Raw genomic sequence first — 25,252 nt, 5'->3', positions numbered from 1 at the left:
GATGTGCCTGGTCGGCGGCGTGCTGCTGCTCAAGCGTCGCCTGTTCAGCCCGCGCGTGCGGGCAACCACCACTACCGCGGATATCCTGATCCTCTCGCTGCTGCTCGTTCAGTGCGCGCTGGGTCTGCTGACGATCCCATTCTCGGCGCAGCATATGGACGGTAGTGAAATGCTTAAGCTGGTAGGCTGGGCGCAGTCGGTGGTGACCTTCCACGGCGGAGCGTCACAGTATCTGGACGGGGTGGCGTTTGTGTTCCGCCTGCACCTGGTGCTGGGGATGACGATGTTCCTGCTGTTCCCGTTCTCCCGCCTGGTGCATATCTGGAGCGCGCCGGTAGAGTACCTGACGCGCAAATATCAGATTGTTCGCGCTCGTCGCTAGTTCAGCTATCGGTTGTATCAAACCCCGCTTCGGCGGGGTTTTTTATTGCTCAGCGCCAGCCCATCACCCCAGCCCAGATTATTTCCCGCCGCCGCCAGCAGGATCAGCGCGCCTCCGGCCAGCTGCACTGGCGCCAGCGCATGGTCGAAGAGCAGATAGTCGACCACGATCGCCACAATCGGATAGATAAAGGAGAGTGAGCCGATCGCTGGCGTAGGCAGCTTCTGGATCGCGCTGTAGAGCAGCTGGTACATGATACCGGTATGCACAACGCCGAGAATCAGCAGGTATCGCCAGGGGAACGCAGCGCTAAAATCGGGGCGGTGAACCAGCGGCAGCAGCATAATGGTCCCGACGATAACCTGAATAAAGGCAATATGCTGGGGCGGGAGCGGGCGCAGCTTGCGGGCGATCATCGCCGTTAGCGCATAAAAAAAAGCGGCGCCAAGGGCCAGCGCAATACCCGCCGCCAGCTGGCCGCCGTGCGCCTGCATCAGCTCGCTGGAGAGCAGCACCACCACGCCGAAAAAGGCCAGCGCCAGCCATCCCCATTTAATCAGCGCAACCCGCTCGCCGGCCAGCATCCCCATCAATACCAGCATAAACGGCTGGGTGTTATAAACGACGGTGGCCATGCCTATAGAAATTCGGGCGTAAGCGGCAAAAAGCAGCAGCCAGTTAACGACCAGGCCGACGCCTCCGAGGATCGCCAGCAGCAGCGTGAGCTGCGTGAGCTGACTAAAGGGCTGTCGGCTGAGAGTGATGAAGCCCGCTAAGGTCAGCGCGCCAATGAGGCAGCGCCAGAAGACAACGTCGATCACCGGCAAACCGGAGAGTAAAACAAATGCGCCAATCGAACCCGAAATTATCATCGCCAGGCTCATTTGCCAGACGCACGTCACCGTATGTTTCATTTTTCTACCTCCGTTTGCGTATCGCTATTGTCGTTAATCAGATGACAGGTTGATATGCATGATCTAAGGTGAAAACCTGATATCGCTTTTATTTAGCAGGTAAAAAGAGTGGAACACTTAATTGATAATACCGATCGCGCCATTCTGGCCTGTCTGGCGGAAGATGCGCGCATATCGCTAAAGGTGCTGAGCGGGCGGGTAGGGCTGACCTCGCCCAGTACCGCCGAGCGGGTGAAGCGTCTGGAAGAGCGCGGGGTGATTCAGGGATATGGCGCCCGGATTAATCTGGCCGCGCTGGGCTACAGCCTGCAGGCGTTGGTGCGCGTCAGACCCTTGCCAGGGCTGCTGCAGAAAGTGGATAAATACATTCAGGCGATGCCGGAATGCATCGAATGTGACAAGGTCACGGGGGAAGATTGCTTTGTGATGCGCCTCGTTGTGCGGGATATTGCGCAGCTTGATACCCTACTGGATGGCCTGGCAGAACACGCCCAGTGCAACACCTCGATAGTAAAAAGCTCGCCGGTAGCGCGCCGTCTGCCGCCGATGTAGCGCTATCCCGGATGAGGGCGTCTACGTCCTGGTAGGGATGCTTAGCTAACGCTCGAGTCGAACCTTAGTCGAAGCTTCTCATCCTTCCCGGATGGGCAGAATGTGCGACGCTGGTATTTGTTTGAGGAGTAACGGGATATCGGGAAGTGATGGTGGTGGGGGAAGGATTATTCGCAGCTAAAGCTGCTCACCCTTCGGGCCGTTGCCTGCGGCAACGTTCTCTCGCTGACGCTCGAGTCGAACCTTAGTCGAAGCTTCTCATCCTTCCCGGATGGGCAGAATGTGCGACGCTGGTGTTTGTTTGGGGGTGATGAGATATCAGGAAGTGATGGTGGTGGGGGAAGGATTCGAACCTTCGAAGTCGATGACGGCAGATTTACAGTCTGCTCCCTTTGGCCGCTCGGGAACCCCACCAGGGGTAAAATCAAATTGTAGCTATTCAGCAAAGTGAACAATGGTGGTGGGGGAAGGATTCGAACCTTCGAAGTCGATGACGGCAGATTTACAGTCTGCTCCCTTTGGCCGCTCGGGAACCCCACCACGGGTATATTCATTGCTTGCATTCGACAGGAGGAAGGATTATTCGGAGCTGAAGCTCCTCACCCTTCGGGCCGTTGCCTGCGGCAACGTTCTCTCACTTTCGCTCGAGTCGAACCTTAAAGTCGACGACCGCAGATTTGCAGTCAACTCCCTTATGAACGCTCGGGAACCCCACCACGGGGTAATGCTAATACTGGCCTGCTTCCTTCTGGGGAAGCGGGGCGCATCATACCAAATGACGCGCCCCTGTAAAGCATTCCGTTGATAAAAATAAACTGGTTGCCTGCTTTTTGCGCGCAAAGACGCAAAGCTAACCAGCTAATTTATCTATCGATTAAAGAATAATCGTTCGGTTGCCGTAAACGAACACGCGCTGCGCCAGCACCTGATACAGGGCGCGACTCAGCACGTTCTTCTCAACATCGCGTCCGGCGCGCATCATATCTTCCGCGGTGTAGGTGTGATCGACATGAATTACGTCCTGCATGATGATCGGGCCTTCATCCAAATTATCGTTCACATAGTGCGCGGTGGCGCCGATGATTTTCACACCGCGCTCGTAGGCCTGATGATACGGACGTGCGCCAATAAAGGCTGGCAGGAACGAGTGATGGATATTGATAATCTGGTTCGGGAAGCGGGAAACGAACTCTGGCGTCAGCACGCGCATATATTTCGCCAGCACCACATAGTCCGGCGCTAACGCTTCGATAGCATCGCCCATCTGCTTATCGTGCTCCTCACGCGTCAGGCCTTCATGGCTGACCAGCTGGAACGGAATATCAAAGCGCTCAACCAGCGTACGTAGCGTCTCGTGGTTACCGATAACCGCGGCAATCTCGACATCCAGGCCTCCGTAGTTAGCCTTCATCAGCAGATCGCCGAGGCAGTGCGCTTCTTTGGTGACCAGAATGACCACGCGACGACGACCCGCAGGCGTCAGCTCGCGAATCGAACCCTCCGGCAGAGCGCTATCCAAATCGGCCAGCAGAATGGCATCATTGAAAATACCTTCCAGCTCGGTGCGCATAAAGAAGCGGCCGGTTCGGTGATCGACAAACTCGTTGTTCTGCACGATGTTCAGCTCGTGCTTGTAGCAAATGTTGGTGATACGCGCGATGAGTCCTTTCTGATCAGGGCAAATAGTGCGTAGTACTTTACGTTGTAATGAATGCATCGCGGGGGAAATCCTGTAGTGTTTGCTATTGCTGACGCCGGTTTATTGGCCGCAGCATTTTTTAAATTTTTTACCTGAGCCACAAGGGCAGGGGTCGTTACGACCAATCAGCGGTCGCGTGCCGTCGATATAGTACCACTGTCCATTTTCTTTTAAGAATCTGGAACGTTCAATAATTACGCCGGAACGGTTATCGTCGTTAAATCGTGCAATAAAGCTGACGAATCCTTCATCGGGATTCCGCCCCTCATCGGCGGCAAAGACGGTCAGGCCCAGCCAGTGCGTTTTGGCAAAACCGCTCTCCAGATCCGCGCGGAACTGCTGCGCCTGGCAAGAGGGATGCCAGGTTTTAATCAGATAATCGGCATCTTTCATAACAAACGCGCTGTAGCGGGATCGCATCAGCTGTGACGGGCCTGGCGCTGGCAGCGCGCCGTCCAGATAACGCTGGCAACATGCGCTATACTGCAGAGCGCTGCCACAGGGACATAATGGCGACAAAGCGGCCTCCATGGAAAAAGAATGACGGCGCATCGACGCCAAAGTGTTTTATGTTAACTGAGCTGCGGCGATGATGCCATGTTCGCGGTGGAAGGATGTGTATCGGTAATAATGAGAAAGCTTAAGATTGGTCTGGCCTTAGGGGCGGGAGCTGCCCGAGGGTGGTCGCATATTGGCGTGATTAAAGCGCTACAGCGGGCAGGTATTGAAATTGACGTTGTTGCAGGATGCTCTATCGGATCGCTGGTTGGCGCGGTCTACGCCTGCAACCGTCTTCCGGTACTGGAAAAATGGGTATGCTCGTTTAGCAACTGGGACGTGCTGCGGTTAATGGATCTCTCCTGGCGTCGCGGAGGCCTGCTGCGTGGGGAGCGGGTATTCAATCAATTTCGACAAGTCCTGCCTACCTCCGAAATTGAACGCTGCGATCGCCGATTTGCGGCGGTGGCGACCAATCTGAGCACCGGCCGCGAGCTGTGGTTTACCGAAGGCGATTTGCATCTGGCGGTACGCGCCTCCTGCAGCATGCCCGGCCTGATGTCGCCCGTTATGCACAATGGCTACTGGCTGGTAGACGGCGCCGTCGTCAATCCCGTCCCGGTCTCTTTGACGCGCGCGCTGGGGGCCGATATCGTCATCGCCGTCGATCTTCAGCACGATGCGCATCTGATGCAGCAGGATTTATGGTCTATCGAGAAGCCGCGAGCTGAAGATGAAAAAGATTTCTCCTGGCATTCGCGCCTGCGCGCGCGGCTGACGGGAATGACCTCCCGGCAGACGACCACCGCTACGCCTACGGCAATGGAGATTATGTCCACCTCTATTCAGGTGCTGGAAAATCGCCTGAAGCGTAACCGTATGGCGGGGGACCCACCGGATATTCTGCTACAGCCCTTTTGCCCACAAATATCTACTCTCGATTTTCATCGCGCCGGTGAGGCGATTGCTGCCGGTCACCAGGCGGTGGAAAAAAAGATGGATGAACTTTTACCTTTGGTGCGCGCCTCGGCGTGACGCCCTTGACTTAGACTTCAGTAAATTCTGACAGGCGATAGTGTGAAATGCATGCCAATATTTAATTATCGTCAGCCAGAGGAGAGATCATGACGCAGCCATTGGCGGGGAAACAAATTCTGATCGTTGAAGACGAGCCCGTTTTCCGCACTCTTTTGCACTCCTGGCTAACCTCGCTAGGCGCTACGACCGCGCAGGCTGAGGATGGCGTTGAGGCACTACAAAAAATGGCCGAGTCAAAGCCCGACCTGATGATCTGCGATATCTCGATGCCGCGCATGAATGGGCTCCAGCTGGTGGAGTATCTGCGTAACCAGGGCGAGCAGATGCCGATTCTGATGATTTCTGCGACGGAAAATATGGCGGATATTGCTAAGGCGCTGCGTCTTGGCGTGCAGGATGTTCTGCTTAAGCCGGTAAAAGATTTTAACCGCCTGCGTGAGACGGTCTACGCCTGCCTCTATCCCCACATGTTCAGCTCGCGCGTGGAAGAGGAGGAGCGGCTGTTTGAGGACTGGGATGCGCTGGTCAGCGATCCAAACGCCGCTTCCAGGCTGCTGCAGGAGCTACAGCCTCCGGTGCAGCAGGAAATATCGCGCTGCCGCATCCACTATCGCCAGCTGGTCACCGCGGACAGGCCAGGGCTGGTTCTTGATATTGCGCCATTATCAGAAAATGATTTGGCATTTTACTGTCTGGATGTCACACGAGCAGGAGATAATGGCGTTCTCGCGGCGCTGCTGCTGCGCGCGCTGTTTAACGGTCTACTTCAGGAACAGCTTGCCCATCAAGGCCAGCGCCTGCCGGAAATGACCGGGTTGTTAAAGCAGGTCAACCAGCTGCTTCGTCAGGCGAATTTGCCGGGGCAATTTCCGCTGCTGGTGGGGTATTACCACAGCGGGTTGAAAAATTTGATTTTGGTATCGGCAGGGTTAAACGGCACGCTCAATACCGGAGAACATCAAATACAGATTAGTAATGGTGTACCGCTTGGCACATTAGGTAATGCTTATCTCAACCAAATTAGCCAGCGCTGCTCCTCGTGGCAGTGCCAAATTTGGGGGGCTGGCGGCCGTTTACGCCTGATGTTGTCTGCGGAATGAACAGTTAAGTTTATTTTCACGCTGGTAGGATTACCGCTCTCTCTTTGGCGGTGATACTATCGATGGGTTTTATACGTATAAGTCCTAATTCGAGAAAATCCGCGCCTTTCAGACCAGGCTTACGTGGATGGGCTGATATACTGGGTGCGTTATTATTATGACTAGTTTAAAAAACATACAGTCCAGGAGATTTCAATGGCTGCCGTTAATTCTAAAGTAAGAAAAGCTGTTATCCCGGTTGCGGGATTAGGCACAAGGATGCTGCCCGCTACCAAGGCTATTCCGAAAGAAATGCTGCCGCTGGTAGATAAGCCTTTAATTCAGTATGTTGTTAACGAATGTATTGCGGCCGGGATTACTGAAATTGTTCTGGTCACGCACTCTTCCAAAAATTCTATCGAAAACCATTTCGATACCAGTTTTGAACTGGAAGCGATGCTGGAAAAACGCGTAAAACGTCAGCTTCTTGAAGAAGTCCAATCTATTTGTCCACCGCACGTCACCATTATGCAGGTTCGTCAGGGCCTCGCTAAAGGCCTTGGCCATGCCGTGCTGTGCGCGCATCCGGTAGTGGGCGACGAGCCGGTCGCGGTTATTCTGCCGGACGTTATTCTGGATGAGTTTGAATCCGACCTGAGCCGCGATAACCTGGCGGAAATGATGGCTCGTTTCGACGAAACCGGATCCAGCCAGATTATGGTTGAGCCTGTGGCTGACGTCACCGCCTATGGCGTTGTTGATTGCAAGGGACAGTCCCTGCAGCCGGGTGAAAGCGTGCCGATGGTTGGCGTGGTGGAAAAGCCGAAAGCCGACGTTGCACCTTCCAATCTGGCCGTCGTTGGTCGTTACGTGCTGAGCGCGGATATTTGGCCGCTGCTGGCTAAAACCCCTCCGGGCGCAGGCGATGAAATCCAGCTGACTGATGCCATCGATATGCTGATCGAGAAGGAAACGGTTGAAGCCTACCATATGAAGGGCAAGAGCCATGACTGTGGTAATAAACTGGGCTACATGCAGGCTTTCGTTGAATATGGCGTGCGCCATAAAACGCTCGGCGCAGATTTTAAAGACTGGCTGGAAAAAGCAATCGCCAAGTAATCGTTATCTTTAGATATCAGAGCCGGGGGGCAGGTATTGTTCCCCGGCTTTTTTATCGCAGCAAGTTAAGATAAAAAAATCCCGCCGAAGCGGGATTTTTCAAATCTGACGATTTATTACAGCAGGAAATCGTCCAGAGATTTGCCCTGCTCATCCATCGCTTTTTTGATCACTGCCGGGGTGCGGCCCTGACCAGTCCAGGTTTTGGTTTCGCCGTTTTCATCAACGTAGCTATATTTCGCCGGACGCGCTGCGCGTTTAGCTTTGGTGCCCGCTTTAACTGCCGCCATGGTGCTCAGCAGTTCATTCGGGTCAATACCATCAGCGATCAGCATTTCACGGTATTGTTGCAGTTTACGAGTACGCTCTTCAATTTCTGCAGCCGCAGCGCTTTCTTCTTCGCGACGTTCGTTAACGACAACTTCTAATTTTTCCAGCATTTCTTCTAGCGTTTCAAGGGTGCATTCTCTCGCCTGCGCACGAAGAGTACGGATGTTGTTCAAAATTTTAAGTGCTTCGCTCATTGTAGTAATCTCAAACTTATATTGTGGGGTGGTTTGTTGAACTAATAATAGAGCGATATAATCAGATGTGCAATAGGGTAGAATGTAAGGAATTCAAAATTACCTGTTATTTGTCCCGGTAATTAATTAATTTAAGTTAAATTTTCCGCGCGAGTTCACATCTTTCTCGCTTATAGCTTAACCGGCACCGCAAGCTAAAACCCTGAGATAGTATGCTTTTCCCAGCGGCCAGGGAGTAAAATTATACTTTGCAGGGATAAATATCCCCCTTCAGTATTAGCGCATTAGTTACAGTGATGTTTAATATAAAACACTGAACAAAATCCGTTATAACCGCCTGCAAAATGCGCCGATTCGCACGAAAGGACAACCGCTCCAGCCGGCTGCACCCCGCGGCGAGGGCAAATAACCGATGGCCAGATTGTATTAAGAAGCTTAATCTTTCAGAAGTCGGCTGGCGCAGCATACACCTCCCGCCCATCCCTGAAGGGGCCGACAGCGGCAGAAAATATGCTACAATCCCGCCGCGATTAAACACATTGATTGGGGTTATGCAGCCGATGGCACAACTTTATTTTTACTATTCTGCAATGAATGCAGGTAAGTCGACTGCGCTACTGCAGTCCTCATACAATTATCAGGAACGAGGCATGCGTGCCTTAGTTTATACGGCTGAGATTGATGACCGCTTTGGTTCCGGTAAGGTCAGTTCAAGAATTGGACTCTCATCGCCGGCCCGGCTGTTTAACCCGCAGACTTCATTATTCGCCGAGATTAGCGATGAGCACGCAAAGCAGCCGGTTCATTGTGTATTAGTCGATGAGAGCCAGTTTCTTACCCGTGAGCAGGTGCACGAGCTATCCGAGGTTGTTGATGGGCTGGATATCCCGGTGCTGTGCTACGGCCTGCGTACTGATTTTCGCGGGGAGCTGTTTATCGGCAGCCAGTATTTATTAGCCTGGTCAGATAAGCTGGTTGAATTAAAAACGATCTGTTTTTGTGGCCGTAAGGCGAGTATGGTGCTGCGCCTCGATCGGGAAGGGCGGCCGTACAACGAGGGCGAGCAGGTTGTTATTGGCGGCAACGAACGCTACGTATCGGTCTGTCGTAAACATTATAAAGAGGCTTTAAAAGAGGGGTCTTTAACGCTTGTGCAAAACAGGCAGCGCTCCTGCTAACCTCCCTTTGTCGACCCCGCTCAGGCGCGCACCAGGCGCCTGATGACGTCCTGCTGTCATTCCCGCGTATATTTTAACGGTCTGTTGCTTCAGCGTCGGTCGTGCGACCCCAGGCAAAATAGTGGCAAAAAAAAGGCCTCATCAAAAGATGAGGCCTCGTATTGATTACCGGCGTAAATTAAGCGGATTTTTTCGCTTTTTTATCGGCTTTCGGTGCTGCAACAGGCTCTTTCTTCGCGGCAGCTTCGCCTTCGCTGAACTCATTACCGTAGAAGGTATCGAGCAGAATCTGTTTCAGTTCGGCAATCAGCGGGTAGCGCGGGTTAGCGCCGGTGCACTGGTCATCGAATGCGTCTTCAGACAGCTTGTCAACGTGGGCCAGGAAGTCAGCTTCCTGCACGCCAGCTTCGCGGATTGACTTAGGAATACCCAGTTCAGCTTTAATGCTTTCCAGCCATGCCAGCAGTTTCTCGATTTTCGCTGCGGTGCGGTCACCAGGTGCGCTCAGGCCCAGGTGGTCAGCAATTTCTGCGTAGCGGCGACGAGCCTGCGGACGGTCGTACTGGCTGAATGCGGTCTGCTTGGTTGGGTTATCGTTCGCGTTGTAGCGGATAACGTTACAAATCAGCAGGGCGTTCGCCAGGCCGTGCGGGATATGGAACTGAGAGCCCAGCTTGTGCGCCATAGAGTGACATACGCCGAGGAAGGCGTTCGCAAACGCGATACCGGCAATAGTCGCGGCACTGTGCACGCGCTCACGCGCTACCGGGTTCTTAGAACCTTCATGGTAGGACGCTGGCAGGTACTCTTTCAGCAGCTTCAGCGCCTGCAGAGCCTGGCCGTCGGAGAACTCAGATGCCAGTACGGAAACGTAGGCTTCCAGGGCGTGAGTAACGGCATCCAGACCACCGAAGGCACACAGGGATTTCGGCATATCCATGACGAGGTTAGCATCGACAATCGCCACATCCGGAGTCAGCGCGTAGTCTGCCAGCGGATATTTCTGACCGGTCGCATCGTCGGTAACGACCGCAAACGGGGTCACTTCAGAACCGGTACCGGAAGTGGTAGTGACGGCGATCATTTTCGCTTTCACGCCCATTTTCGGGAACTTGTAGATACGTTTACGGATATCCATAAAGCGCAGCGCCAGGTCTTCGAAGTGGGTTTCCGGATGTTCGTACATCACCCACATGATTTTCGCCGCATCCATCGGGGAACCACCGCCGAGGGCGATGATGACGTCCGGCTTGAAGGAGTTGGCCAGGTCTGCACCTTTACGTACCACGGTCAGAGTCGGGTCAGCTTCAACTTCAAAGAACACTTCGGTTTCAACGCCGGATGCCTTCAGCACGGAGGTGATCTGGTCGGCATAGCCGTTGTTGAACAGGAAGCGGTCGGTCACGATTAGCGCGCGTTTGTGACCATCAGTAATCACTTCATCCAGTGCGATTGGCAGAGAGCCACGACGGAAGTAGATAGATTTCGGAAGTTTGTGCCACAACATGTTTTCAGCTCGCTTAGCAACGGTTTTCTTGTTGATCAGGTGTTTCGGACCAACGTTTTCAGAGATGGAGTTACCACCCCAGGAACCACAACCCAGAGTCAGGGAAGGCGCAAGCTTAAAGTTATACAGGTCACCGATACCACCCTGAGAAGCCGGGGTGTTAATCAGAATACGTGCGGTTTTCATCATCTGGCCGAAGAAGGCCACGCGAGCCGGCTGGTTATCCTGGTCGGTGTACAGGCAGGAGGTATGACCGATACCGCCCATCGCCACCAGTTTTTCAGCTTTATCAACGGCGTCTTCGAAGTTTTTGGCGCGGTACATGGCCAGAGTCGGAGAGAGTTTTTCGTGAGCAAACGGCTCGCTTTCATCAACGTCGGTCACTTCACCAATCAGAATTTTGGTGTTGCTCGGGACGGTGAAGCCTGCCAGTTCGGCAATTTTATACGCCGGTTGACCAACAATAGCGGCGTTCAGCGCGCCGTTTTTCAGGATGATATCCTGAACCGCTTTCAGCTCTTTGCCCTGCAGCAGGTAGCCGCCGTGGCTGGCGAAGCGTTCACGAACGGCGTCGTAGACGGAATCCACAACGACAACGGACTGTTCAGATGCACAGATAACGCCGTTATCGAAGGTTTTGGACATCAGTACCGACGCAACGGCACGTTTAATGTCAGCGGTTTCGTCAATAACAACCGGCGTGTTACCTGCACCTACGCCGATAGCCGGTTTACCGGAGCTATAGGCCGCTTTAACCATGCCTGGACCACCGGTCGCAAGGATCAGGTTAATGTCAGGGTGGTGCATCAGGGCGTTGGAAAGCTCAACGGAAGGCTGGTCGATCCAACCGATCAGGTCTTTCGGCGCGCCGGCAGCAATAGCAGCCTGCAGAACGATGTCAGCCGCTTTGTTGGTGGCATCTTTAGCACGCGGATGCGGAGAGAAGATGATCGCGTTACGCGTTTTCAGGCTGATCAGTGATTTAAAGATTGCTGTAGAAGTCGGGTTCGTCGTTGGGACGATACCGCAAATAATACCGATAGGCTCTGCGATGGTGATGGTACCAAAGGTATCGTCTTCGGAGAGAATACCGCAGGTCTTTTCATCTTTATAAGCGTTATAGATGTATTCAGAAGCGAAGTGGTTTTTGATCACTTTGTCTTCGATAATGCCCATTCCGGATTCGGCAACGGCCATTTTTGCGAGAGGGATTCGAGCGTCTGCGGCGGCCAGAGCGGCTGCACGGAAGATCTTATCAACTTGTTCTTGAGTGAAACTGGCATATTCACGCTGGGCTTTTTTTACGCGCTCTACGAGTGCGTTAAGTTCAGCGACATTAGTAACAGCCATAATGCTCTCCTGATAATGTTAAACTTTTTTAGTAAATCAGTAGCTCGATTCGATAGTATAGACAGGCGGTTAATAGCTTGCATCTAAATGTTAACGTATCGAATTTTGCCGTACTGGCTTCACTGATTTACTAACGAAGCTTTATTTCTTTATCCTCAGGTACTGTCGGCTTCCACTCTTTGGTGTAAACAAGATTACTCACTTCTGAGTACGATTTACGTGATTTAGATCAATTTTATGTCAAGCTGACACCTTTCAGCAGGCTATTTTATGACCACTTAGATCAGGTGTAATGAAAAGGTATGCAGAATAAATGAATAAAGCGGCTAAAAGACACAAATATACAACATACACACTTTATCATTAAGGTATGCATTTTTGAGATGAATTATGCTGTTAAAAAGCGTATCTTCTGCGCGAATATTTTATGACACCCACTGTCAACAGCCATATTTAATGATGCTGCGGAGCGCACTGTGACTCTACCGTTGTTTGATTTTTCAGCTTATTTCAAGTTTTTCATCGGGTTATTTGCACTGGTTAACCCGGTTGGCATCATTCCGGTGTTCATTAGTATGACCAGCTACCAGAGTGCGGCGATCCGTAACAAGACCAACCTGACGGCTAACCTTTCCGTTGCCATTATCCTGCTGACCTCGCTGTTCCTCGGGGACGGTATTTTACAAATCTTCGGTATCTCCATCGATTCATTCCGTATTGCCGGGGGGATCCTCGTCGTCACCATCGCGATGTCGATGATTAGCGGCAAGCTCGGGGAAGACAAACAGAATAAGCAGGAAAAGTCAGAGACGGCTATCCGCGAAAGCATTGGCGTAGTGCCGCTGGCATTACCGCTGATGGCCGGCCCAGGGGCGATTAGCTCCACCATTGTTTGGGGAACGCGTTACCACACCGTAGCCCACCTCTTTGGCTTCTCGGTGGCCATCGCGCTGTTTGCCCTGTGCTGCTGGGGAATTTTCCGCATGGCGCCGTGGCTCGTTCGCCTGCTTGGGCAAACCGGGATTAACGTGATCACGCGTATTATGGGGCTGCTGCTGATGGCCCTCGGAATTGAGTTTATCGTTACCGGACTGAAGGCGCTTTTCCCGGGTCTTCTGGCCTGAAGCACCGCGTTGCGCGGGGCCTGAGGCTCCGCGCTTGCTTTATTATTAGCAAAACATATCAATAAAGCGGATATAGACGAAAAAGATAACTTTTCGTGATAATGGTTTATTCCCTTTAATATCAACATATTATCTGTTTTCTCCTCCTGCTTCCCTCTCTTTTCCGCACCACCGCCACTGTTATTTTCTTCACATCATTCTCTGGTGCTTGCCGTCAGATAATTGAAATGATATTAGTAATTTCATAACAGCGGCAGATGAATGTGCTAAATAATAACCGATTGTTAAATTTTCGTACAAAAAAGCGCCTTTGCACCCTATAGCGGCATGCAGAACCGCATGCTTTTTGTATCTAAATGATAAATAACTACTTTATCTCTCCTCTCGCGGAATTGACCGGCAGAATCCTGCCGCAGCAGGAGCAATAAAAGAGAATCCGGTAACATATTTGCAAATTGCATTGGCGGACGAGAAAGCCTTTTGGTACTTTCCGGCGTTATCGCTTACTGAATAACAAACGTAAATGAGAATTATTATTAAATAACTCGTTGCGTAAAAGCCGCCCCAGGACAGGGGGGTAAAGAATCGACGTCAAGGCTGCCGTTTGAGCGGTCGTAATAAATAAGTCGGTGATAGCAAGCAGTAAAGTCTGACAGCAGCAAAAACTCCTGCACTGTACAGAATCCCGAATAAGGGAAAAAAAGAGGCTGGTTAAATAGCCAGTAATTATAATGAGTGGAGTAACAACACAATGACCATCATCACCAAAAAAAATCTGGTAGCAGCGGGGATTTTCTCTGCGCTATTTACGGCGAACGTTGCTATGGCAGCAGATGTACCTGCAGGGGTGCAGCTGGCGGATTCACAATCGCTGGTACGTAATAACGGAGCAGAAGTTCAATCTCTGGATCCGCACAAAATTGAAGGCGTGCCTGAATCCAACATTAACCGCGACCTGTTTGAAGGTTTAGTGATTGGCGATATTCAGGGCCACCCGATTCCAGGGGTTGCCGAATCCTGGGATAATAAAGATTTTAAAGTCTGGACCTTCCATCTGCGTAAAGACGCTAAATGGTCCGACGGCACGCCGGTAACCGCACAAGATTTCGTTTATAGCTGGCAGCGCCTGTCCGATCCGAAAACCGCCTCACCGTACGCGAGCTATCTGCAGTATGGCCACGTTGCCAACGTTGATGAAATTATCGCCGGCAAAAAGCCAATCACCGATCTGGGCGTTAAAGCGCTCGATGATAAAACCTTCCAGGTTACTCTGAGCGAGCCGGTTCCTTATTTCTATAAACTGCTGGTGCACCCGTCCGTTTCACCGGTGCCAAAAGCGGCTATTGAAAAATATGGTGAGAAATGGACTCAGCCGGCCAATATTGTCACCAACGGTGCCTATAAGCTGAAGGACTGGGTCGTTAACGAACGTATCGTTCTTGAGCGTAATACTCAGTACTGGGATAACGCGAAAACCGTTATTAACCAGGTAACCTATCTGCCTATTTCTTCAGAAGTCACCGACGTTAACCGCTACCGCAGCGGCGAAATCGACATGACCTATAACAATATGCCGATTGAGCTGTTCCAGAAGCTGAAAAAAGAGATCCCGAAAGAAGTTCACGTCGATCCGTATCTCTGCACCTACTACTACGAAATTAACAACCAGAAAGCGCCGTTTACCGACGTCCGCGTGCGTACCGCGCTGAAGATGGCGCTGGACCGCGACATTATCGTTAATAAAGTGAAGAACCAGGGCGATCTGCCGGCATACAGCTACACCCCTCCTTATACCGATGGCATGAAGGTCGTTAAACCAGAATGGTTTACCTGGACTCAGGATAAGCGTAACGAAGAAGCGAAAAAACTGCTGGCTGAGGCCGGATATACCGCGGATAAACCGCTGACCTTTAACCTGCTGTACAACACGTCCGATCTGCATAAAAAGCTGGCCATCGCCGTGGCATCCATCTGGAAGAAAAACCTGGGCGCCAACGTGAAGCTGGAAAATCAGGAATGGAAAACCTTCCTTGATAACCGCCATCAGGGCACCTTTGACGTGGCGCGTGCGGGCTGGTGTGCCGACTACAACGAACCAACCTCATTCCTCAATACCATGCTGAGCGACAGCTCAAACAACACCTCGCACTATAAGAGCCCGGCGTTCGATAAAATTATCGCTGAAACGCTGCAAACCAATGATGACGCCAAACGCGCCGATCTGTATGCGCAGTCGGAGCAGCAGCTGGATAAAGACTCTGTCATTGTGCCGGTCTTCTATTACGTCAACGCCCGTCTGGTTAAACCGTGGGTAGGTGGCTATACCGGTAAAGACCCGTTAGATAATATCTACGTTAAAAACCTTTATATTATCAAACATTAATGGCAAGACGTGGGGCAGGCATCGCTTGCCCCACCGTGTCTGAATTCATCGCATACGATAGGCACACGCCAGAAGGTACGGGCAATGTTAAAATTTATTTTTCGTCGCTGTCTGGAAGCGATTCCGACGCTGTTTATTCTTATAACTATCTCTTTCTTCATGATGCGCCTTGCGCCGGGAAGTCCCTTTACCGGCGAACGTACGCTGCCGCCAGAAGTGCTGGCGAATATTGAAGCAAAATATCATTTAAATGACCCCATCATGACCCAGTACTTCAACTATCTGAAGCAGCTGGCACACGGTGATTTCGGTCCCTCTTTTAAATATAAAGACTATTCGGTGAACGATCTGGTGGCGTCAAGCTTCCCGGTCTCCGCCAAATTAGGCTTTGCCGCCTTCCTGCTGGCGGTCGTTCTTGGCGTGAGCGCCGGCGTTATTGCGGCCCTCAAGCAAAATACCAAATGGGACTATGCGGTAATGGGGGTGGCAATGACCGGCGTCGTCATACCCAGCTTCGTGGTTGCGCCGCTGCTGGTGATGATTTTTGCCATCACCCTGCACTGGCTACCCGGTGGCGGCTGGAACGGCGGGGCGCTGAAGTTTATGATCCTGCCGATGGTGGCGCTGTCGCTCGCCTATATTGCCAGCATCGCGCGTATCACCCGCGGCTCAATGATCGAAGTTCTGCACTCTAACTTTATCCGCACCGCGCGGGCGAAGGGGCTGCCGATGCATCGTATCATCCTGCGCCACGCGCTGAAGCCTGCGCTGCTGCCCGTCCTCTCCTATATGGGGCCGGCGTTCGTTGGCATTATCACCGGCTCGATGGTTATCGAGACTATCTACGGTCTCCCGGGGATCGGCCAGCTGTTCGTCAACGGCGCGCTTAACCGCGACTACTCCCTGGTACTCAGCCTGACGATTCTGGTCGGCGCGCTGACCATTCTGTTTAACGCGATTGTTGATGTGCTGTATGCCGTTATCGATCCGAAGATTCGCTATTGAGGCCGGGGTTCGCCATGATGTTAAGTAAGAAAAACAACGAGGCGCTGGAGAACTTCAGTGAAAAGCTGGAAGTCGAAGGGCGTAGCCTGTGGCAAGATGCCCGCCGCCGCTTTATGCATAACCGCGCGGCCGTGGCCAGCCTGGTGGTGCTGATCGTTATCGCTCTGTTCGTGACCCTTGCGCCGATGGTGTCGCAGTTTTCCTACTACGACACCGACTGGGGCATGATGTCCAGCGCGCCTGATACGGCGTCCAGCCACTACTTCGGCACCGACTCATCCGGTCGCGACCTGCTGGTGCGCGTTGCTATCGGCGGGCGTATCTCGCTGATGGTTGGCGTTGCCGCCGCGCTGGTGGCGGTGATCCTCGGTACGCTCTACGGCTCGCTTTCCGGCTATCTCGGCGGTAAGGTCGACTCCGTCATGATGCGTCTGCTGGAGATCCTCAACTCCTTCCCGTTTATGTTCTTCGTTATACTGCTGGTGACCTTTTTTGGCCAGAACATACTGCTGATCTTCGTCGCCATCGGAATGGTTTCCTGGCTGGATATGGCGCGTATCGTGCGCGGCCAGACGCTGAGCCTGAAGCGCAAAGAGTTTATCGAAGCGGCCCAGGTTGGCGGCGTCTCGACCTTCAGTATCGTGACGCGTCACATCGTGCCTAACGTCCTGGGCGTGGTGGTGGTGTATGCCTCGCTGCTGGTGCCGAGCATGATCCTGTTCGAATCCTTCCTGAGCTTCCTCGGTCTGGGTACTCAGGAGCCGCTCAGCAGCTGGGGAGCGCTGCTGAGCGATGGCGCAAACTCAATGGAAGTGTCGCCGTGGCTGCTGCTGTTTCCTGCGGGGTTCCTGGTGGTAACGCTGTTCTGTTTTAACTTTATCGGCGATGGCCTGCGTGATGCCCTCGACCCGAAAGACCGCTAAGGAGCGCCGTCATGAGCATAATTGAAACGGCAAAAGCGCCGCAGGCGCAGCAGCAATCCGGGCTGCTGCTGGATGTTACAGATCTCCGCGTGACCTTTAAAACGCCGGATGGCGACGTCACCGCGGTCAACGACCTCAACTTTAACCTGCAGGCAGGGGAAACGTTAGGCATCGTGGGTGAGTCGGGCTCCGGTAAGTCGCAGACCGCCTTTGCGCTGATGGGGCTGTTGGCCGCCAACGGCTATATCGGCGGCTCGGCGACCTTTAACGGCCGGCAGATCCTTAACCTGCCGGAGCGCGAGCTGAATAAGCTGCGCGCCGAGCAGATTTCGATGATTTTCCAGGACCCGATGACCTCCCTGAACCCGTATATGCGGGTCGGCGAGCAGCTGATGGAGGTTCTGATGCTGCACAAAGGTCTGGGGAAAGCCGAGGCCTTTGAAGAATCAGTGAAGATGCTGGATGCGGTCAAGATGCCGGAAGCGCGCAAGCGGATGAAAATGTATCCGCATGAGTTTTCTGGCGGGATGCGCCAGCGCGTGATGATCGCTATGGCGCTGCTGTGCCGGCCAAAGCTGCTGATCGCTGATGAGCCGACGACGGCGCTGGACGTGACGGTGCAGGCGCAGATTATGACCCTGCTGAATGAGCTTAAACGTGAATTCAATACGGCGATCATTATGATTACTCACGATCTGGGCGTGGTCGCCGGGATCTGTGACAAAGTTCTGGTGATGTACGCCGGCCGCACCATGGAGTACGGTCACGCGCGCGATGTCTTTTATCATCCGTCGCATCCGTACTCTATCGGCCTGCTGAATGCGGTTCCGCGTCTGGACGCCGAAGGCGATGCGTTGTTAACCATCCCTGGCAATCCGCCGAACCTGCTGCGCCTGCCGAAGGGCTGTCCGTTCCAGCCGCGCTGTCCGCATGCGATGGAGATTTGTAATAGCGCTCCGCCTCTGAAGGAGTTTGCCCCTGGCCGCCTGCGTGCCTGCTTTCAACCGGTGGGAGATCTGCTATGAACGCCGTGACTGAACAAAGAAAAGTCCTGCTCGAAATTGCCGATCTAAAAGTCCACTTTGATATTAAAGATGGCAAGCAGTGGTTTTGGCAGCCGTCTAAAACGCTGAAGGCGGTTGATGGCGTCACGCTGCGTCTGTATGAAGGCGAAACGCTGGGCGTGGTGGGTGAGTCCGGCTGCGGTAAATCGACCTTTGCCCGCGCGATTATTGGCCTGGTGAAAGCGACCGAGGGCAGGGTAGCGTGGCTTGGCAAAGATTTGCTGGGCATGAAGGCGGACGAGTGGCGCGACGTGCGCAGCGATATTCAGATGATTTTCCAGGATCCGCTGGCGTCGCTGAACCCGCGCATGACCATCGGCGAGATTATTGCCGAGCCGCTGCGCACCTATCATCCGAAAATGTCGCGTCAGGAAGCTCGCGATCGGGTGAAGGCGATGATGATGAAGGTCGGTCTGCTGCCAAACCTGATTAACCGCTATCCGCACGAGTTTTCCGGCGGCCAGTGCCAGCGTATCGGTATTGCCCGCGCGCTGATCCTTGAGCCTAAGCTGATTATCTGCGATGAGCCGGTGTCGGCGCTGGACGTGTCGATTCAGGCCCAGGTGGTCAACCTGCTGCAGCAGCTGCAGCGCGAAATGGGTCTGTCGCTGATCTTTATCGCCCATGACCTGGCGGTGGTGAAGCACATCTCCGATCGCGTGCTGGTGATGTACCTCGGGCACGCGGTGGAGCTGGGCACCTACGATGAGGTGTACCACAACCCGCTGCACCCTTATACCAAAGCGCTGATGTCTGCGGTGCCGGTTCCCGATCCGGATCTGGAAAAAAATAAAACCATCCAGCTGCTGGAAGGCGAGCTCCCTTCGCCGATTAATCCGCCGTCGGGATGCGTTTTCCGCACGCGCTGCCCGATAGCCGGGCCGGAATGCGCCAAAACGCGGCCGGTGCTGGAAGGCAGTTTCCGTCATGCGGTTTCCTGCCTGAAGGTAGACCCGTTATAATCTCCGGGGCTGACGCTGGTCAGCCCTTTTTTTTGCGAGGTTAACGTGGCTGTCAATATTCACGCCGCCCGTCAGCGGCTATTTCATGTGCTCTTCGATCAGCATCAGCTCTCCGGGCGCCGCTTTGAAGGGCTGTGCGGCGTTTTTGCACTCCTCAGCGTGGTGGTTATTTTTGTCGAGTCGGGTCTGGGGACTCAGTACCATCTGACCGTTGATGAATGGCATATTTTCGTCTGGCTGGAGCTGTTTGTTACCGCCGTTTTTACCCTCGAATATATCCTGCGCATCGTCAGCTGGCCCAATCCGCTCAGGTATATTTTCAGCTTCTGGGGGCTGATTGATTTAGCGACGATTTTACCGCTGTACGTGATGTGGCTATGGCCGGAAATCAGCATTAACTACGTCTTTGCCTGGCGCGCGATGCGTGCGATCCGAGCCTTGCGTATTCTCAAGCTGCTGCGCTTTATGCCGTCGTTGAATATCTTCTGGGCCGCTATCGTCAGCGCCCGCCATCAGCTGATACTGTTTTACTCATTTATTGCCATTGTGATGGTGATTTTCGGCTCGCTGATGTATCTGATTGAGGGGCCGCAGTACGGCTTTACCACGCTTAATGCTTCGGTGTACTGGGCTATTGTGACGATCACAACGGTAGGTTATGGCGATATTACGCCGCACACGCCGCTGGGGCGAATACTGGCATCGGTGCTGATATTAATCGGCTACTCAGTTATCGCCATCCCAACCGGCCTGATTACGACCCATATGACCACCGCCTTTCAGAATCGCCGCAGCCAGCGGATCTGCCAGAACTGTCAGCACGGGCCTCATGATAAAAACGCGCGCTACTGCAACGCCTGCGGGAGTGCGCTTGCGCAGCAGGCGGGCGGGTAAATAAAAATGCCTGCCGGTCGTTAAACGGGCAGGCATTTTTCAGGCCAGCAGAGGCCGGAATACAATCTTATTCACGCCACAAAATATGGCACAGCTTGTGATCTTTCTCGCGACACAGCAGGACACGGGCGAAGATATCGTTGATTTCGCCACCGTCGGTATCGGCAAGACCAATCACTACCTCGGCGAAGAAATCCGGGTTGAGATCGAAATCAACGTGCTCTTCCCAGTCCTCAGCCGGATCAAAGAGCTCGGCGCCGCCGCGCTCTTCAAACTGCAGGTTAAACAGAATGACATCCGCCGGGTCGAGGTTGTCGACCGCCAGCTCGAGAAAGATATCGTAAGCCTGCTCAAGCGTTTCATCTTCGGTCAGGCGATTGTTTAAATCCATATCCATGATAGCTACCCGTTTAACATCTGATTGGCACGTTTTACAGCAACGGACTGAAGAAGTAAAACAGTCGCTCCGCTATCCGCTGCCAGAGCGGACGTTTTAACCATAAGCCGGCGTCGAGCAGGCGCGAGCGGGAGATATAATCATCCTGAACAGCTGCCAGATCGCTGCCAAAACCGGCGTCATCAATCACCAGCGTAATCTCGAAATTGAGCCACAGGCTGCGCATATCGAGATTGACGGTCCCCACCAGGCTCAGCTCGCCGTCAACCAGCACGCTTTTGGTGTGCAGCAGCCCGCCTTCAAACTGATAAATTTTCACCCCGGCTGCCAGCAGCTCGGTAAAGAAGGCCCGGCTGGCCCAGCCGACGAGCAGCGAGTCATTCTTGCGCGGCAAAATGATGCTGACATCAACCCCGCGCTGGGCGGCGGTGCAGATAGCATGCAGTAAATCGTCGCTGGGCACGAAGTAGGGGGTGGTCATGATCAGATGTTCTTTGGCGGAATAGGCGGCGGTCAGCAGCGCCTGGTGAATCAAATCTTCCGGGAAGCCTGGGCCCGAGGCGATGGTATGGATGGTATGTCCGCTGGCCTCCTCAAACGGCATAATATTGAGGTCCGGCGGCGGCGGCAGGATCCGTTTACCGGTTTCGATTTCCCAGTCGCAGGAGTAAACGATCCCCATCGCCGTGGCGACCGGGCCCTCCATGCGCGCCATCAGATCGATCCACTGGCCAACGCCGGAATCCTGCTTAAAGAAGCGCGGGTCAACCATATTCATACTGCCGGTGTAGGCAATATAGTTATCAATCATGACCATTTTGCGGTGCTGACGCAGATCCATCCGGCGCAAAAACACGCGCATCAGATTAACCTTCAGCGCTTCGACCACCTCGATGCCGGCGTTGCGCATCATCGCCGCCCACGGGCTGCGGAAGAAGGCGACGCTGCCGGCGGAGTCCAGCATTAGGCGGCAGTGCACGCCGCGTCTGGCGGCGGCCATTAGCGATTCTGCAACCTTATCGGCCATTCCGCCGGGCTGCCAGATATAAAACACCATCTCAATATTGTGGCGCGCCAGCTGAATATCGCGGATCAGCGCCTGCATGACGTCGTCAGATTCGGTGAGCAGCTGCAGCTGGTTGCCCTTGACGCCGGCAATCCCCTGGCGGCGTTCGCAGAGTTTAAACAGCGATTCGGCGACCGGACTATTGTCGTCGGCAAAGATATGCTTGCAGGCCTTGAGATCGTTGAGCCACTTGGCGGTGGAGGGCCACATTGCCCGCGCCCGTTCGGCCCGGCGCTTGCCGAGATGGAGTTCACCAAACGAGAGATAGGCAATAATTCCGACCAGAGGTAAAATATAAATAACCAGCAACCACGCCATTGCTGAAGGGACGGCGCGCCGTTTCATCAATATGCGTAATGTTACACCGGCGATCAGTAACCAGTAACCGAGGATGACTAGCCAGTTCACCACCGTGTAAAAGGTTGTCATAGATGAAAAATCCTTTTGAATGACTCTATTTTATGAGTTTACGCATCAACATCCATCTGGCAAATAAAAACGCAGCGAAAGCGTTGGTCAGCCGGATTCATAGGCCTATAATGCAGGCTGTTTTTCACTTGTAGAGTAGTAGCAATGAAGCGTAGTAGAACGGAAGTAGGGCGCTGGCGCATGCTAAGACAGGTGAGCCGCCGTAAGTCACGCTGGCTGGAGGCCCAATCGCGCCGCAATATGCGCATCCTCGCCATCCGCAAGGAGCTGGTGAAACGACAGCGTCATTCCCTGTTGTTCGTCTTCACTGAGTACTGAGATCGCTAAGTACTGAAATAAAAGGCACCGCATGCGGTGCCTCTGTGTTTTTGACGGCGGCTGGCCCTAAAATACCTTTTTGTAAGGCTTCACCGCGACGTTCTGGTAAACACCGGCAGCAATATAAGGGTCGTCGTTCGCCCATGACTGCGCGGCTTCCAGTGATTCAAACTCGGCAATAACCGTTGAACCGGTGAACCCCGCAACGCCAGGTTCATTGCTGTCTACGGCAGGCATTGGCCCGGCGGTCAGCAGACGACCTTCATCATGTAGCAGTTGTAAACGCGCCAGGTGGGCGGGACGGACCGACGACCGCTTTTCCAGAGAATCGGCGATGTCTTCAGCGTAGATTACGTAAAGCACGGCAAGGCTCCTTATCAATAAATGGGCGAATCACGTTAAGTGAATCCGGCCTTGACTGCAATGCAAAGATGCCAGGCGGGTCAAAATGCCTGCTGCCGGGCTGTTTTTTAGCGGAAAGACGGCAAATTTTGCTGCAAGCCAATAAGGCTTATTGAATATGATTGCTATTTGCATTTAAAATCGGGGCATCATTTTTCAACTGAAACGACTATGAGCGCAATGACCATTGATTTACCTCGCCGCTTCCCGTGGCCGACGCTGCTGTCCGTGACTATCCACGGTGCCGTTGTGGCGGGGTTGCTTTATACCTCGGTACATCAGGTTATTGAACGGCCATCTCCCTCCCAACCGATCGAGATAACCATGGTGGCTCCTGCGGATCTCGAGCCTCCTCAGGCCGTACAGCCGGTCGTGGAACCGGTTGTTGAGCCGGAACCAGAACCCGAACCTGAGATCGTGCCAGAGCCGCCGAAGGAAGCGCCGGTAGTGATTCATAAGCCTGAGCCGAAACCCAAGCCGAAGCCAAAACCGAAGCCGAAGCCGGAGAAAAAGATCGAGCAGCCGAAGCGTGAGGTTAAGCCTGCGGAAACGCGTCCGGCATCGCCGTTTGAAAATACCAACACTGCGCCAGCGCGTACGCCGCCATCCACATCCACGGCCGCCGCGAAGCCAACGGTTACCGCACCGAGCGGCCCGCGGGCGCTCAGCCGTAACCAGCCGACTTATCCGACTCGCGCCCAGGCGCTGCGTATTGAAGGTGTGGTGCGCGTGAAGTTTGACGTCACGCCGGACGGCCGCCTGGACAACGTCGAGATCCTTTCCGCGCAGCCGGCGAATATGTTTGAGCGTGAAGTGAAAAGCGCCCTGCGTAAGTGGCGCTACGAGCCCGGCAAACCGGGCACCGGCGTGACGATGACCATTAAGTTCCGTCTTAAAGGCGTTGAGATCAATTAACCTCCATCAATAAGGCCCCTTACGGGGCCTCCTCTGCGAACACATCGTCGAGCGCTTTTTGCGCCGTCACGAGGTGCTGACCGCCGAATAAGATCGCCCGATTGAATAGCGTATAGAGCTGGTAAATGGGCTGACGGTTGAGGAATCCGGACGGCAAAGGCGAGACCGACTGGTAGCCGTCGTATATTTGCGGCGGCTGCTCAGGATGCAGCGGCAGCATGGCGAGGTCGCACTCTCTGTCTCCCCAGTAGCAGGCCGGATCGAAGATATAGGGGCCGTTCGGCCCCAGCGCGCAGTTGCCGGACCAGAGATCGCCGTGCAGCAAAGAGGCCTGGGGCTGGTGGCCGCTGAGGCGCTGCTGCACGTACTCAACGATGGTATCGATATCGCCGAAATGTAGCCCTTTTTCTGCCGCCAGCTCAAGCTGCCAGCCGATGCGCTGCTCGGCAAAGAATGTCGACCAGCGGCGTTGCCAGGCATTGGGTTGGGGAGTCGTGGAAAGGTCATTATCAAAATCGAGCCCAAACTGCGGCTGATCGCTCCACTGATGTAGATGCGCGATTTGCTGACCGAGCAGAAAAGCGTTGTGCGCGTCGAGCGGGCGAGGAGGCAAATACTCCATCACCATAAAACTGTAGTCGCGATCGCTACCGACGGCAAACACCTGCGGTACGTGAACGGTTTTACTCCGCGACAGCAGCTCGAGCTGATCCGCCTCGGCGGTAAAGATAGGCAGTAGCTCACGTTCGTCACATTTCACGAAGTAGTCCTTCCCACCGAAGCGCAGGTGCCATGCTGCGTGGATTTCTCCGCCGGGCAGTTCATTTCGCAGTTCGATTTCAGCTGCTTCAGTATGCCACTCGCTTAACAAATTGCTGATAGCCTGCCACATGCCGTCTCTCCCCATGTTTTCCACCATTTCATAAGGTTAGCGCATAACCTCGGCGTAAAATTCGAACTGACGCACAACTGACGCTTTCCACCGCGCCAATCGCACTTATTGAGCTTCCAGCCACTGAGAAAATGTGGTTACCGTGACTTCGGCAGGCCGCCCCAGCGCCGTTTCCGCTAATCCCGCACTCAGGGCCTGCACCTCTTGCGCGCTTTGCGGGGAAACCATGCCAAAGGTGTTGGTTCCGAGCTCGTGAGGTTTTCCCTCGTCGTCATTCAGTACAAGGGTGAAGCCCGCGCGGGTAAGGTGATTGCTTAGCTCGTTAATCTCGGTAAGCGTCTCTTCGTGAAAACGGATCGTCACGACATGGGTTTGAATTTCGGCGCTCATTTTTCACCCCGTTGTTATCCATGGAATTTTCAGCATAGACCATGCTGGTCATTTGGCGACTCCCTCTGCCTGAGCAGAGGGAAGGGATTAGCGATCGCACAAATAGGCGTAAATTTTATGCGTGTTCTCCTGCGAGCAGAGGCGGGTGCCCTGATTGACGGTAGCGGCGCTGCCCGCCGCGACGCCAAAGCGCACCATATCCTCAAGTCCGGCATCTTCGGCGAGGCGCAGGGTCATCGCACCCACCA

Annotated in this window: 25 protein-coding genes, 2 tRNA genes, 2 other RNA genes and 1 pseudogene; 15 read left to right on the top strand and 15 right to left on the bottom strand. The window is 53.8% G+C overall.

Going from position 1 to position 25,252, the window contains the following annotated elements; translation table 11 throughout:
* The coding region (gene narI, locus PFH44_RS12605) for a respiratory nitrate reductase subunit gamma (protein ID WP_283825169.1) at window positions 1–382 on the top strand (382 nt) is incomplete at its 5' end.
* A 17-nt stretch (window positions 383–399) separates the two neighbouring features.
* Here the strand turns inward: narI and PFH44_RS12600 are convergent.
* Entirely contained in the window at window positions 400–1,296 is an 897-nt protein-coding gene (locus PFH44_RS12600; protein WP_283825168.1) for a DMT family transporter, read from the bottom strand.
* A gap of 108 nt (window positions 1,297–1,404) precedes the next feature.
* Between PFH44_RS12600 and PFH44_RS12595 the strand changes: the two genes are divergently transcribed.
* The gene (locus tag PFH44_RS12595; RefSeq protein WP_283825167.1) at window positions 1,405–1,848 is read left to right on the top strand and encodes an Lrp/AsnC family transcriptional regulator; all 444 of its coding nucleotides are present in this window, start codon (window positions 1,405–1,407) and stop codon (window positions 1,846–1,848) included.
* Between the two features lie 150 nt (window positions 1,849–1,998).
* Here the strand turns inward: PFH44_RS12595 and PFH44_RS12590 are convergent.
* From PFH44_RS12590 to PFH44_RS12565, 6 genes are all read right to left on the bottom strand, one after another.
* Window positions 1,999–2,131, bottom strand: a non-coding RNA gene (locus PFH44_RS12590) — RtT sRNA.
* A 46-nt stretch (window positions 2,132–2,177) separates the two neighbouring features.
* Window positions 2,178–2,262 (bottom strand) — tRNA-Tyr (locus PFH44_RS12585).
* Window positions 2,263–2,303: 41 nt separating this feature from the next.
* Window positions 2,304–2,388, bottom strand: a tRNA-Tyr gene (locus PFH44_RS12580).
* Between the two features lie 22 nt (window positions 2,389–2,410).
* Window positions 2,411–2,555: non-coding RNA, RtT sRNA (locus PFH44_RS12575), on the bottom strand.
* Between the two features lie 167 nt (window positions 2,556–2,722).
* Window positions 2,723–3,565, bottom strand: a complete 843-nt coding sequence (purU, locus tag PFH44_RS12570; protein WP_041146078.1) for a formyltetrahydrofolate deformylase — start codon at window positions 3,563–3,565, stop codon at window positions 2,723–2,725.
* 42 nt (window positions 3,566–3,607) lie between these two features.
* Window positions 3,608–4,066, bottom strand: coding sequence for a YchJ family protein (locus PFH44_RS12565; RefSeq protein ID WP_283825166.1), 459 nt, complete (start codon window positions 4,064–4,066; stop codon window positions 3,608–3,610).
* Between the two features lie 111 nt (window positions 4,067–4,177).
* Here PFH44_RS12565 and rssA point away from each other — a divergent pair, with 111 nt between their 5' ends.
* The 3 genes from rssA to galU all read left to right on the top strand — a co-directional run bounded on the left by rssA (window position 4,178) and on the right by galU (window position 7,281).
* Window positions 4,178–5,080, top strand: coding sequence for a patatin-like phospholipase RssA (rssA, locus tag PFH44_RS12560; protein ID WP_045858932.1), 903 nt, complete (start codon window positions 4,178–4,180; stop codon window positions 5,078–5,080).
* Between the two features lie 89 nt (window positions 5,081–5,169).
* Window positions 5,170–6,183 carry a two-component system response regulator RssB gene (gene rssB / locus PFH44_RS12555; RefSeq protein ID WP_045858931.1) on the top strand — a complete coding sequence of 338 codons (1,014 nt, stop codon included), beginning with the start codon at window positions 5,170–5,172 and terminating at the stop codon, window positions 6,181–6,183.
* Between the two features lie 195 nt (window positions 6,184–6,378).
* On the top strand, window positions 6,379–7,281 hold the full coding sequence (gene galU / locus PFH44_RS12550) for a UTP--glucose-1-phosphate uridylyltransferase GalU (protein WP_045858929.1): 903 nt from the start codon (window positions 6,379–6,381) through the stop codon (window positions 7,279–7,281).
* Window positions 7,282–7,397: 116 nt separating this feature from the next.
* Here the strand turns inward: galU and hns are convergent, their stop codons facing one another.
* Window positions 7,398–7,805, bottom strand: a complete 408-nt coding sequence (hns, locus tag PFH44_RS12545; protein WP_041146073.1) for a histone-like nucleoid-structuring protein H-NS — start codon at window positions 7,803–7,805, stop codon at window positions 7,398–7,400.
* 560 nt (window positions 7,806–8,365) lie between these two features.
* Between hns and tdk the strand changes: the two genes are divergently transcribed.
* Window positions 8,366–8,983, top strand: coding sequence for a thymidine kinase (gene tdk / locus PFH44_RS12540; RefSeq protein WP_045859619.1), 618 nt, complete (start codon window positions 8,366–8,368; stop codon window positions 8,981–8,983).
* 178 nt (window positions 8,984–9,161) lie between these two features.
* Here tdk and adhE read toward each other — a convergent pair whose 3' ends face one another.
* On the bottom strand, window positions 9,162–11,840 hold the full coding sequence (adhE, locus tag PFH44_RS12535; protein WP_045858928.1) for a bifunctional acetaldehyde-CoA/alcohol dehydrogenase: 2,679 nt from the start codon (window positions 11,838–11,840) through the stop codon (window positions 9,162–9,164).
* Between the two features lie 476 nt (window positions 11,841–12,316).
* Between adhE and PFH44_RS12530 the strand changes: the two genes are divergently transcribed.
* The 7 genes from PFH44_RS12530 to PFH44_RS12500 all read left to right on the top strand — a co-directional run bounded on the left by PFH44_RS12530 (window position 12,317) and on the right by PFH44_RS12500 (window position 20,195).
* On the top strand, window positions 12,317–12,964 hold the full coding sequence (locus PFH44_RS12530) for a YchE family NAAT transporter (RefSeq protein WP_045858927.1): 648 nt from the start codon (window positions 12,317–12,319) through the stop codon (window positions 12,962–12,964).
* A gap of 751 nt (window positions 12,965–13,715) precedes the next feature.
* A complete protein-coding gene (gene oppA, locus PFH44_RS12525) occupies window positions 13,716–15,347 on the top strand; it encodes an oligopeptide ABC transporter substrate-binding protein OppA (RefSeq protein ID WP_076947655.1) in 1,632 nt (543 codons plus the stop codon).
* 84 nt (window positions 15,348–15,431) lie between these two features.
* A complete protein-coding gene (gene oppB, locus PFH44_RS12520; RefSeq protein WP_041146069.1) occupies window positions 15,432–16,352 on the top strand; it encodes an oligopeptide ABC transporter permease OppB in 921 nt (306 codons plus the stop codon).
* Window positions 16,353–16,366: 14 nt separating this feature from the next.
* Window positions 16,367–17,275 (top strand): oligopeptide ABC transporter permease OppC, encoded by a 909-nt coding sequence (oppC, locus tag PFH44_RS12515; protein ID WP_045858923.1) that lies wholly within the window; start codon window positions 16,367–16,369, stop codon window positions 17,273–17,275.
* An 11-nt stretch (window positions 17,276–17,286) separates the two neighbouring features.
* Window positions 17,287–18,300 carry an ABC transporter ATP-binding protein gene (gene oppD, locus PFH44_RS12510; protein ID WP_283825165.1) on the top strand — a complete coding sequence of 338 codons (1,014 nt, stop codon included), beginning with the start codon at window positions 17,287–17,289 and terminating at the stop codon, window positions 18,298–18,300.
* Window positions 18,297–19,301, top strand: coding sequence for a murein tripeptide/oligopeptide ABC transporter ATP-binding protein OppF (gene oppF / locus PFH44_RS12505; RefSeq protein ID WP_283825164.1), 1,005 nt, complete (start codon window positions 18,297–18,299; stop codon window positions 19,299–19,301). The genes oppD and oppF overlap by 4 nt, the downstream gene beginning before the upstream one ends.
* A 45-nt stretch (window positions 19,302–19,346) precedes the next feature.
* Complete coding sequence (locus PFH44_RS12500; protein WP_283825163.1) at window positions 19,347–20,195, top strand: ion transporter; 849 nt, start codon at window positions 19,347–19,349, stop codon at window positions 20,193–20,195.
* A gap of 67 nt (window positions 20,196–20,262) precedes the next feature.
* Here the strand turns inward: PFH44_RS12500 and PFH44_RS12495 are convergent, their stop codons facing one another.
* Window positions 20,263–20,592 carry an HI1450 family dsDNA-mimic protein gene (locus PFH44_RS12495; protein ID WP_041146064.1) on the bottom strand — a complete coding sequence of 110 codons (330 nt, stop codon included), beginning with the start codon at window positions 20,590–20,592 and terminating at the stop codon, window positions 20,263–20,265.
* 34 nt (window positions 20,593–20,626) lie between these two features.
* Window positions 20,627–22,087 (bottom strand): cardiolipin synthase, encoded by a 1,461-nt coding sequence (cls, locus tag PFH44_RS12490; protein ID WP_045858917.1) that lies wholly within the window; start codon window positions 22,085–22,087, stop codon window positions 20,627–20,629.
* A 144-nt stretch (window positions 22,088–22,231) separates the two neighbouring features.
* Between cls and PFH44_RS12485 the strand changes: the two genes are divergently transcribed.
* A complete protein-coding gene (locus tag PFH44_RS12485; RefSeq protein ID WP_095102028.1) occupies window positions 22,232–22,405 on the top strand; it encodes a YciY family protein in 174 nt (57 codons plus the stop codon).
* Between the two features lie 66 nt (window positions 22,406–22,471).
* Here the strand turns inward: PFH44_RS12485 and PFH44_RS12480 are convergent, their stop codons facing one another.
* Window positions 22,472–22,768, bottom strand: a complete 297-nt coding sequence (locus tag PFH44_RS12480; RefSeq protein ID WP_045858916.1) for a YciI family protein — start codon at window positions 22,766–22,768, stop codon at window positions 22,472–22,474.
* Window positions 22,769–22,978: 210 nt separating this feature from the next.
* Between PFH44_RS12480 and tonB the strand changes: the two genes are divergently transcribed.
* Window positions 22,979–23,722: a TonB system transport protein TonB gene (gene tonB, locus PFH44_RS12475; protein WP_283825162.1), complete on the top strand. Its 744-nt coding sequence runs from the start codon at window positions 22,979–22,981 to the stop codon at window positions 23,720–23,722.
* A 19-nt stretch (window positions 23,723–23,741) separates the two neighbouring features.
* Here tonB and PFH44_RS12470 read toward each other — a convergent pair whose 3' ends face one another.
* The 3 genes and pseudogenes from PFH44_RS12470 to PFH44_RS12460 all read right to left on the bottom strand — a co-directional run.
* Complete coding sequence (locus tag PFH44_RS12470) at window positions 23,742–24,614, bottom strand: fructosamine kinase family protein (protein ID WP_045858911.1); 873 nt, start codon at window positions 24,612–24,614, stop codon at window positions 23,742–23,744.
* 105 nt (window positions 24,615–24,719) lie between these two features.
* The gene (gene ghoS, locus PFH44_RS12465) at window positions 24,720–25,004 is read right to left on the bottom strand and encodes a type V toxin-antitoxin system endoribonuclease antitoxin GhoS (protein WP_128877937.1); all 285 of its coding nucleotides are present in this window, start codon (window positions 25,002–25,004) and stop codon (window positions 24,720–24,722) included.
* An 87-nt stretch (window positions 25,005–25,091) separates the two neighbouring features.
* Window positions 25,092–25,252, bottom strand: a pseudogene (locus PFH44_RS12460) (6-phosphofructokinase II); the annotation flags it as partial.

The organism is Klebsiella sp. Ech2A, from assembly GCF_030078455.1.
In the GTDB taxonomy this organism is placed as follows: domain Bacteria; phylum Pseudomonadota; class Gammaproteobacteria; order Enterobacterales; family Enterobacteriaceae; genus Klebsiella; species Klebsiella terrigena.
The sequence above is the reverse complement of the archived record's forward strand: the minus strand, read 5'-3'. Positions and strand labels throughout refer to the sequence as shown.